8 protein-coding genes are annotated in these 9,119 nt (G+C 36.4%); all 8 read right to left on the bottom strand.

Going from position 1 to position 9,119, the window contains the following annotated elements:
- Window positions 1–369: 369 nt before the first annotated feature.
- Entirely contained in the window at window positions 370–1,878 is a 1,509-nt protein-coding gene (gene lysS / locus JUD45_RS05790) for a lysine--tRNA ligase (protein WP_203619841.1), read from the bottom strand.
- 64 nt (window positions 1,879–1,942) lie between these two features.
- A complete protein-coding gene (dusB, locus tag JUD45_RS05785; RefSeq protein WP_138726626.1) occupies window positions 1,943–2,953 on the bottom strand; it encodes a tRNA dihydrouridine synthase DusB in 1,011 nt (336 codons plus the stop codon).
- A gap of 75 nt (window positions 2,954–3,028) precedes the next feature.
- Complete coding sequence (gene hslO / locus JUD45_RS05780; protein WP_203619840.1) at window positions 3,029–3,919, bottom strand: Hsp33 family molecular chaperone HslO; 891 nt, start codon at window positions 3,917–3,919, stop codon at window positions 3,029–3,031.
- A 67-nt stretch (window positions 3,920–3,986) separates the two neighbouring features.
- Window positions 3,987–5,972, bottom strand: coding sequence for an ATP-dependent zinc metalloprotease FtsH (gene ftsH / locus JUD45_RS05775; RefSeq protein ID WP_138726628.1), 1,986 nt, complete (start codon window positions 5,970–5,972; stop codon window positions 3,987–3,989).
- 117 nt (window positions 5,973–6,089) lie between these two features.
- Window positions 6,090–6,632 carry a hypoxanthine phosphoribosyltransferase gene (gene hpt, locus JUD45_RS05770; protein ID WP_041152423.1) on the bottom strand — a complete coding sequence of 181 codons (543 nt, stop codon included), beginning with the start codon at window positions 6,630–6,632 and terminating at the stop codon, window positions 6,090–6,092.
- A gap of 21 nt (window positions 6,633–6,653) precedes the next feature.
- The gene (tilS, locus tag JUD45_RS05765) at window positions 6,654–8,021 is read right to left on the bottom strand and encodes a tRNA lysidine(34) synthetase TilS (protein ID WP_203619839.1); all 1,368 of its coding nucleotides are present in this window, start codon (window positions 8,019–8,021) and stop codon (window positions 6,654–6,656) included.
- Between the two features lie 79 nt (window positions 8,022–8,100).
- Complete coding sequence (locus tag JUD45_RS05760; RefSeq protein ID WP_138726630.1) at window positions 8,101–8,559, bottom strand: S1 domain-containing RNA-binding protein; 459 nt, start codon at window positions 8,557–8,559, stop codon at window positions 8,101–8,103.
- A gap of 95 nt (window positions 8,560–8,654) precedes the next feature.
- Complete coding sequence (locus tag JUD45_RS05755) at window positions 8,655–9,032, bottom strand: FtsB family cell division protein (RefSeq protein WP_138726631.1); 378 nt, start codon at window positions 9,030–9,032, stop codon at window positions 8,655–8,657.
- Between the last annotated feature and the right edge of the window lie 87 nt (window positions 9,033–9,119).

Below are 9,119 nucleotides of genomic sequence, written 5' to 3'. Positions count from 1 at the left end.
TTTAATTCTTACAACCAAGTTGTAAGTTCCTTACACATCATCGATTATCAATCTTGTTCAGTTTTCAAAGATCTACCATTTATATGTCTAAAATTACGACTTCTTAAGTATATCAAAGTTGTGAAACAATGTCAACAACTAATTTTAAGCAATCAAATTTATTAACGTCATCTCTTAACGACAACAATAAATATTATGCCACGCAATCGCTGTTATGTCAACAACTTTTTATATTTAATTTTTTTTAGCTGTCCGTCTTTCAAACAACATTTAATATATTATCAAGATTGTGGAACATCGTCAACCACTTTCAACAAAAAAAACGTAAAGAATTGAATTTAATCAATTCTTTACGCTTAATTACAGATATTAGTCTTGTTCAGAGTTATCTTCTGGTCTCATTGTTGGGAATAGTAGAACATCTCTGATTGATTCAGCGTCAGTTAATAACATAACTAGACGATCAATACCGATACCTAGTCCCCCTGTTGGTGGCATACCGTATTCTAGAGCTTCAACGTAGTCTAAGTCGACTGGTTGTGCTTCATCATTACCGTTAGCCTTTTCAGCAGCTTGGGCTTGGAATCTTTCCTTTTGATCGATTGGATCGTTTAGTTCAGAGAATGCGTTAGCATATTCCATACCTTCAACATATAGTTCGAAACGATCAGTAAATCTTGGATCATCAGCGTTCTTCTTAGCTAATGGTGAAATTTCTACTGGGTGTCCGTAAATAAATGTTGGGTTTTTAATTTCTGGTTGAACCTTTTCTTCGAAAAATTCGTTGATAATGTGTCCAACAGTCCAGAAATCTTGGTATTCAATGTTGTTCTTGTCTGCAAGCTTTCTTGCTTCTTCTAGACTCATTTCTTTCCAGAAGTCAATTCCAGTAAATTCTTTAATTGCGTCTACCATGTGTAAACGTTCAAATGGCTTGTTAAAGTCTACTTCTTCACCACGATAGTTAATAATACCGTTATCAGTAACAACCTTAGCAGCTGCCTTGAAAATACCTTCAGTTTCATCCATAACATCATGGAAGTCGAAGTATGCAATGTATGATTCTAATTCAGTAAATTCTGGGTTATGGTTTTGATCCATACCTTCATTTCTGAATACACGACCGATTTCATATACACGTTCCATACCACCAACGATTAAACGTTTTAAGTGTAATTCTAGTGCAATACGTAAGTATAAGTCGATGTCTAATGCATTGTGGTGAGTAATAAATGGACGTGCACTAGCACCACCAGCTTGGTTGTGTAGTACAGGTGTTTCTACTTCAGTACAATCCATTTCATTATCAAGATAGTTTCTGATTGCAGAAATAATCTTGCTACGTTTTTGGAAACGGTCAAAACTATCACGGTTTGAAATCAAATCAAGATATCTTTGACGGTATTTTTGTTCCTTGTTTTGTAGACCATGGTACTTGTCTGGCAATGGACGCAAAGCCTTTGATAAGAAAGTTACATGAGTAGCCTTAACAGTTAATTCACCCATGTCTGTCTTAATTAGTTCACCTTCGATACCTAAGTGGTCACCTAAGTCGGCACGCTTGAAGAAATGGTAGTTGTCTTCACCTACTTCATCTTTTCTTACGTATAGTTGAATTCTGCCAGTACGGTCTTGTAAATCACCAAAACCTACCTTACCTTTTCCACGTTTTGCAACCATACGTCCAGCGATAACAACTTTTAGATTTTCTTCTTCTAGTTCTTCTTTAGTACTACCGTTGTATTTATCGTGTAATTGTTTAGCTAAATGAGTACGTTCAAAACGGCTACCGAATGGGTCGACCCCTTCTTCTCGTAATTCATTCATCTTTTGGCGACGAACTCGCAATTGGTCATTCATTTGCTTTTCTTGTGCCACAGTAAAACCTCCATCAGAATAAATTATTTTATATTAACATAATACCATAAAATAATTTAAAAAATTACATTTCACTTAAATCCGCATTTTTTGCTGCTCTTTTATGGGTCTTTTCAAGGAAATTGTCGAAAATATCGTCCATTTCTTGTTCAGTTTCTGCATTGTTTAAAGCTACCTTAGTTCTAGCTGAGTGAGAAATACCCTTTAGGTAGTATGCAGCTTGACCTCTAAATTCACGAGGACCAGTGAATTCACCCTTCACACCTACTAAACGGTGTAAATGCTCCTTAGCAGTTGCAATCTTTTCATCAACTGTAGGTTCCTTCAAAAGTTCACCAGTTTCTAGGTAGTGTCTGGTTTGTTGTAGCATCCATGGGTTACCTTCAGCGGCACGACCAATCATTACAGCGTCTGCTCCAACTTCGTCTAACATCTTTTTAGCTTCTTGAGGAGTTCTAACATCCCCATTACCCATAAATGGAATTGTTAAAGCATCAGCAACTTGTTTTAAAACATCCCAGTCAGCGCTACCAGTGTACATTTGCTTTCTAGTTCTACCATGCATTGCAATAGCTGAGGCACCGGCCTTTTCTGCCATCAATGCATTTTGAACTGCGTATACGTGGTCTTCATCCCATCCAGTTCTCATCTTAACAGTAACTGGTTTCTTAACAGCATCTGTAACGTATGAAACCATTTCGTATACCTTATTAGGATCCAATAGCCATTTTGAACCAGCATCAGTCTTAATAACCTTGTTTACAGGGCAACCCATGTTGATATCAATGATATCTGCATCAGTTTCTTGGTCGATAAACTTAGCCCCTTCTACAAGGGTTTCCTTAGTACCACCAAAAATTTGAATACTCATTGGGTGTTCCTTTGGATCGATATCCAACATACTTAGAGTCTTCTTGTTCTTGTGCATTAAACCACGATCAGAAATCATTTCACAGACAACAAGTCCAGCTCCTGATTCTTTACAAATCATTCTAAAAGCAGTGTTAGTAACCCCAGCCATTGGAGCAACAACTACTTGATTGGGGATTGTAACATCTCCGATTTTCCATTCCATTTATATTCACCTCAATTTTAAACACGTTTAGCATGATAAATATCATATCACACTAAAAATAAAACTGCATACTTACTATTCTTTTGAATCTTGATTATCTGACAACAATGCTCTCAAGTCATCTTCACTGTAGTTATATTCGTTTTCACAGAAGTTACAAATAACTTTTGCTCCATGGTCTTCGTCAATCATGGCTTGAATTTCCTTATCGTTTAAACCGGCAATCTTTTCACCAAACTTTTCCTTTGAACAATCACACTTAAATTCTACAGGCATGTTTTGTAAGATATCGATGTTATCTTCACCAAAGATTAGTTTCAAGATATCTTCTGGTTTTTGCTTTGATAAGAATAGTTCTGAAATCATTGGAATTGACTTCAAACGTTCTTCGAGTTTGCTGATCGCATCATCTGATGCCCCAGGTAGTACTTGAATCAAGTAACCACCAGCAGCGCCAATGGTTCCATCTTCATTTACGTATACAGATACACCAACAGCTGATGGAATTTGTTCTGATTGAGCTAGGTAGAAAGTAAAGTCATCACCAATTTCACCTGAAACTAGTTGAACGTTACTTACGTATGGTTCATCTCCACCTAGATTTTTCATTACTTCTAAACTACCTTGTCCAACAGCACCACCAACGTCTAGTTTGTGGTGTTTGTTTAATGGTAAGTCAACGTGTGGATTGTGAATGTATCCCTTAACGTGACCGTTTGCATCAACGTCGACCAAGACTGGTCCAGCAGGGCCATCACCCAATACCTTTACAGTCATTGTCTCTTTACCCTTTAATACTGATGTAGCCAATAATAGACTAGCTACCAATGAACGACCTAATACAGCTGAAGATACAGGCCATGTTCTATGATCTTTTTGTGCTTTGTCAACTACTCCAGTAGCTTCCATTGCATATGCTCTAAACATACCATCTTTAGTGACACTCTTTGTTAAATAGTCTGCCATTTTGTTTTTTCCTCCATAATCACCTAAAAAAGCGTGAGTCAAATAAATTCAACCCACGCTCTATTAGTTAGTCTTCATCATTATCTTGATGTTGATTTTCTTTTTGTTCTAGTTGTTCTTTGCTTTCTTCAAAAGAAGCATCTTCGTTATCACTTGAAGTAGTTTCTTCTGGCATCTTACCAGTACGGTATAGACTCAAAATTTCCTTTTCGTCTAATGTTTCGTACTTAATCAATGCGTCAGCGATTGCCTTATGTTGTTCACGGTGTTGTTCAATAATGTCATGAGCTTGACCATGAGCTTCATCAATTAATCTTCTTACTTCCTCATCGATAACTGAAGCAGTCTTTTCAGAATATCTTCTTGCGTATGGGTCATCGTTTGGACTTTCCAATTGAACAGTTCCTAGCTTTTCACTCATACCATATTGAGTAACCATAGCACGAGCTAAGTTAGTAGCTTGTTCGAAATCATTAGAAGCACCTGAAGACAATGAGTCGAAGATGATTTCTTCGGCAGTTCTACCACCCATTAAACCAGCAAGTTGTTCCATTGCGTTCTTCTTAGATAGCAATTGTTGGTCTTCTCTTGGAAGCATAATTGCGTATCCGCCGGCACGTCCACGAGGAACAATAGTTACCTTGTGAACTACACGAGCATCATTTAGAACTAAACCAACAATTGTGTGACCAGCTTCGTGGTTGGCAACAATGTTTTGTTCTTTTTGACTAACAACTTTATCTTTCTTAGCTGGACCAGCAATTACACGGTCTTCAGCTTCATCCAATTCTGATGGGCCAATTTCTGTCTTGTTTCTTCTAGCAGCTAATAAAGCAGCTTCGTTTAACAAGTTAGCTAAATCGGCACCAACAAAACCTGGAGTTTGTTTAGCAATTTCATGTAAGTCAACGTTATCAGCGATTGGCTTGTTCTTAGCATGTACCTTTAAGATTGCTTCTCTACCCTTAACGTCTGGTCTACCAACTAGTACCTTACGGTCGAAACGACCTGGACGAGTCAAAGCAGGATCCAACACGTCAGCACGGTTAGTTGCAGCAATTACGATAACACCATCATTACCTGAGAAACCATCCATTTCAACCAATAGTTGGTTCAATGTTTGTTCTCTTTCATCATGGCCACCGCCCATGCCGTTGCCACGTTTTCTACCAACAGCATCAATTTCATCAATGAAAATGATTGCTGGAGCTTCTTTTTTAGCCTGTGTGAATAAGTCACGAACACGACTAGCCCCAACCCCAACAAACATTTCAACGAAATCAGAACCTGAAATTGAGTAAAATGGAACACCAGCTTCACCTGATACAGCTTTAGCTAGTAAAGTTTTACCAGTTCCTGGAGGTCCTTCTAATAGGACACCGTGAGGAATCTTAGCACCTAACTTGGTGAACTTCTTTGGATCCTTTAAGAATTCAACGATTTCAACAAGTTCTTGCTTTTCTTCTTCTTCACCAGCAACGTCTGTGAAACGAACATCACTCTTAGTTGGTTTAGCTTTTGACTTGCCAACACCCATGATGCCGCCCTTACTGCCATTCTTACCACCCATTTGGTTCATCATAACGAAGAAGAAAATGATGATGATTAGCATTGGTAGTAATGAGAAGATTAGGTTTGACCAGAAACCGCCATCAGTGTCAGCAGCCTTTGCACCCATCTTAACGTTATTCTTCTTAGCATAGTTTGTAATTTCATTAATAGTACCGTTATTCTTCAAAACCTTAGTCTTGAATGATGAAACCTTAGTTTCACTCTTGGTATTACTGAATAAAATGCTACTAGAATTATTTGATTTAACGCTTTGGGCTTTTCTATATTCACCAGAAACAGTGTAAACACCATTTTCAGGTTGAATTGAAAAGCTCTTAATTTTGTTATCTTTTAGTTCTTGAACAAACTGACTAGATTGTAATTCTTTGTTTTGAGGTTGACCGTTCTTTGATGTGACAAAGAAAGTAACTCCCAAGACAATCAAGAAGCACACTATGTAGAACAGGCTGTTCTTGAATAATCCTTTATTATTATTACGCATCAATTGCCTCCTGTGTTCAATGCTTGTTTATGTATTAAAAATAACATGGTGAGACCCGCCAATTTTTCAATACATTACACGAAGCATATATTATCATTTTTCAGAAGAATTAACCATTTATTTGTCTGAATAAACCTCTGGTTTTAATACTCCAACATATGGAAGGTTACGATACTTACCTTGGTAATCTAAACCGTAACCAACTACGAATTCGTTTGGTACTTCTAAACCAACGTAATCGGCTTTAGCTTCAACTACTCTTCCTTCAGGCTTGTCCATTAAAGTACATACCTTAATAGATCTTGCACCGCGTTCAGCTAATAGGTCTTCTAAATATTTCAATGTTCTACCAGTATCGATAATATCTTCAATGAAAATAACATCCCTACCGTTAACATCCACATCAATATCTTTCATTAATTCAATGGTTCCGCTTGATGCAGTACCTCCATGGTAGCTTGAAACGTCAATAAAATCGATGTCCATGTATAGGTCCATTTCTCTGACAATATCAGTCATGAAGAAAATAGCACCTTTCAATACACCAACTACCACTGGTTTTCTGTCTTTGTAATCAGTTGTAATTTGTTGACCTAATCTGCGACAAGCATCTGTGATGTCTTCCTTACTATACAAGGTTTTTAGAATGTCGTTGTTCATTAGTTTCTCCTTCCACATACTTTATTTAATGATTAATGTATAAACTCTAGCGTTAGAGTTATCGATAGATACAGATTCACTGTAGCCTAAAACGGCTAATAGCCTTCCCTGATCAGTCATCAGACTATTGGCTGAATGCCTTTTATCAACAGGAACTTTCTTGTTAATAAACAGTCGCCTAGCCGTTTGATGACCACCATTTTTAAGCGTTATTCTATCACGATTTTGCGTCTTTTGTACAATCAATGGGAATTCTGAATCCAAAAGATTAAAACGAGAAACTCTTCTTGCTTCATCATCTGAAAAATCGGAATTATCCGTAATCATCCACTGGATATCATCTTCGAAATACCATTTATTCAATGTTACCACAAAATAATCGTTTTTAAATCCAGTTATTTGGTTTTGATTGATATTTTCGATTAAAAATCTGTCATATTCCTTTTTTATGCTCAAATTGTTTGATAACTCAACAACACCCTGTGGTTTTTCATCATTATTAAGTAGCGAGGTCACTTGATTAACGATATCTACGTTGAAACCATCAACCACCTCTTGATCAATTAAATAATCGATTAATCCGGTTTGAACGTGTTTTGGCAATTCCAAGAATGCATCTAAATCATACGTCTTAGCGTCACCAATGATATCTTTTGCCAATTTCTCAAAGAAAAAGTCATTTTGTTTTTTCATCAATTTCAATTGTTGAGAAAAATCATTGATGTGTTTAATTCCACGACTGTTTTCTTCTTCAATAAATGGAATTAATCGATGCCTAATTCTATTTCTGGTGACATCTAGTTTTTGATTAGTGTCATCTTCATACCATTTGATTGATAATGTTTGCATGTATTGCGTTAGTTCTTGTTTGCTAAAACCAAGTAGTGGTCGAATCAATCTATCATCATTAAACTTTCGGCTTTCTCTAATTCCAATTAAATCCTTGATAAACGAACCACGAATTAATCGCATCAAGACCGTTTCTGCTTGGTCATTGGCATGATGTGCTGTTAATAATATACGTGAATTATTGTCTTTCATGACCTTTGAAAAGAAGTCATATCTATATTTCCTAGCAGCCATTTCAATTCCATTGCTTGGGTGAAATCGTTCTTCCCAATTACCAACTTCAATTTTGAAATTGTGAACTTGGCAGAAGTCTCTGATATATTGTTCTTCCTCAGCACTTTGGAATCTTAAATGATGGTTAACGTGAGCAACTATGATTTTCGGTTTGTTCTTCTCTGGTAAATTCATCATTAGGTTAAGTAGCGCCATTGAATCCACTCCAGCAGACACTGCAACCACTACTTTCTCCCCTGACGTAAACCACTTCTTGCTCTCAATCAACTGATTAAATTTTTGTTGGGTAATATTTTGTTCCGGCATTAATACCGTCCCCTTTAGTCACAATTTTTGGTAAAAATAAAATGATTAAGGTAATCTACCCCAATCATTTTTTATTTGGTTAACTACGGCGACCGCCACGGCCTCCACGCTTACCTTCAGTATTTTTCTTGATTGTAGCTAGTCTGCTTTCACTTTCCTTTAAGAAACTGTCCATTAAGTCATCGAAACTAGCCTTATTATTTTTATGGTTATCATTGTGATGACGGTTATCACTAAACTTACCATGATTTGAATGTCCATGGGCCATCTTTGGTTGTTCTCTTCTTTGTGGTTCAGCAGGTTTGTCAACTGCTTTTCTGATTGACAAAGCAATCTTTCCATCGTCACCAACGTTTAGAACCTTAACCTTAACGTCATCGCCAACTTTTAAAACATCTTTGATATCTTTGATATAGCCATCAGAAATTTCACTAATGTGAACCAATCCCGTTTTGTGTTCGCCTAGATCAACAAAAGCACCAAAATTAGTGATTCCTGATACTTTGCCGGAAACTTTTGCTCCAACTTCAATTGCCATAAAAAAATTTGTCCTCCTAATAATGATTAGTAACTTTAGTATAGCACCATTTAAATGATAATTGTATAAAAAAAATGGTATTTTTTCATACCATTTTAATTTTGAGTTACATCCTTTGAAACATCCCCTGGAAGACTGTAAACAGTCTCTCCTGGCTTGGTGTAATAATATTTTTCACGAATGACTTTTTGAATATAGTCCTTATCATGTAACTGCTTAATATTTTGTTTTAGCTTTTTGTTATCAACTTTACTCTTCTTAAGTTCTTTTTTGGTTTGAACTTGTTGTTCAGAAACGTTGCTAATCTTAGATTTCGTTATAAAAATTTGGGCAAGCAACATTAAAATAACGACGAGGAAAAAGCTTACCAGGATAATTCCACGTTTTTTTCGACTGCGTAAAATTTCTTGATGTCGAGATTTCTTAATCTTCGTGTATCGATTATTCAATTGATGAACGTTATCAGCATCCATGGTATCCCCTCCTCATTTCGTTACTTAATAGTATAGATGATTCTTAAAAAAAATAAATAGATAATTAATTTTGTAACTAAATTTTAA

Origin of the sequence: Apilactobacillus nanyangensis, from assembly GCF_016861915.1 — a bacterium.
Classification (GTDB): domain Bacteria; phylum Bacillota; class Bacilli; order Lactobacillales; family Lactobacillaceae; genus Apilactobacillus; species Apilactobacillus nanyangensis.
Note: the sequence above shows the minus strand (reverse complement) of the source record. Positions and strands in the feature narration are given on the sequence as shown.

Bases quoted from the DNA above. Each gene is read 5' to 3' on its own strand.
- ftsH (WP_138726628.1), bottom strand. From the start codon at position 5,972: ATGCGTAATAATAATAAAGGATTATTCAAGAACAGCCTGTTCTACATA.
- dusB (WP_138726626.1), bottom strand. From the start codon at position 2,953: ATGGAATGGAAAATCGGAGATGTTACAATCCCCAATCAAGTAGTTGTT.
- hslO (WP_203619840.1), bottom strand. From the start codon at position 3,919: ATGGCAGACTATTTAACAAAGAGTGTCACTAAAGATGGTATGTTTAGA.
- tilS (WP_203619839.1), bottom strand. From the start codon at position 8,021: ATGCCGGAACAAAATATTACCCAACAAAAATTTAATCAGTTGATTGAG.
- JUD45_RS05760 (WP_138726630.1), bottom strand. From the start codon at position 8,559: ATGGCAATTGAAGTTGGAGCAAAAGTTTCCGGCAAAGTATCAGGAATC.
- JUD45_RS05755 (WP_138726631.1), bottom strand. From the start codon at position 9,032: ATGGATGCTGATAACGTTCATCAATTGAATAATCGATACACGAAGATT.
- hpt (WP_041152423.1), bottom strand. From the start codon at position 6,632: ATGAACAACGACATTCTAAAAACCTTGTATAGTAAGGAAGACATCACA.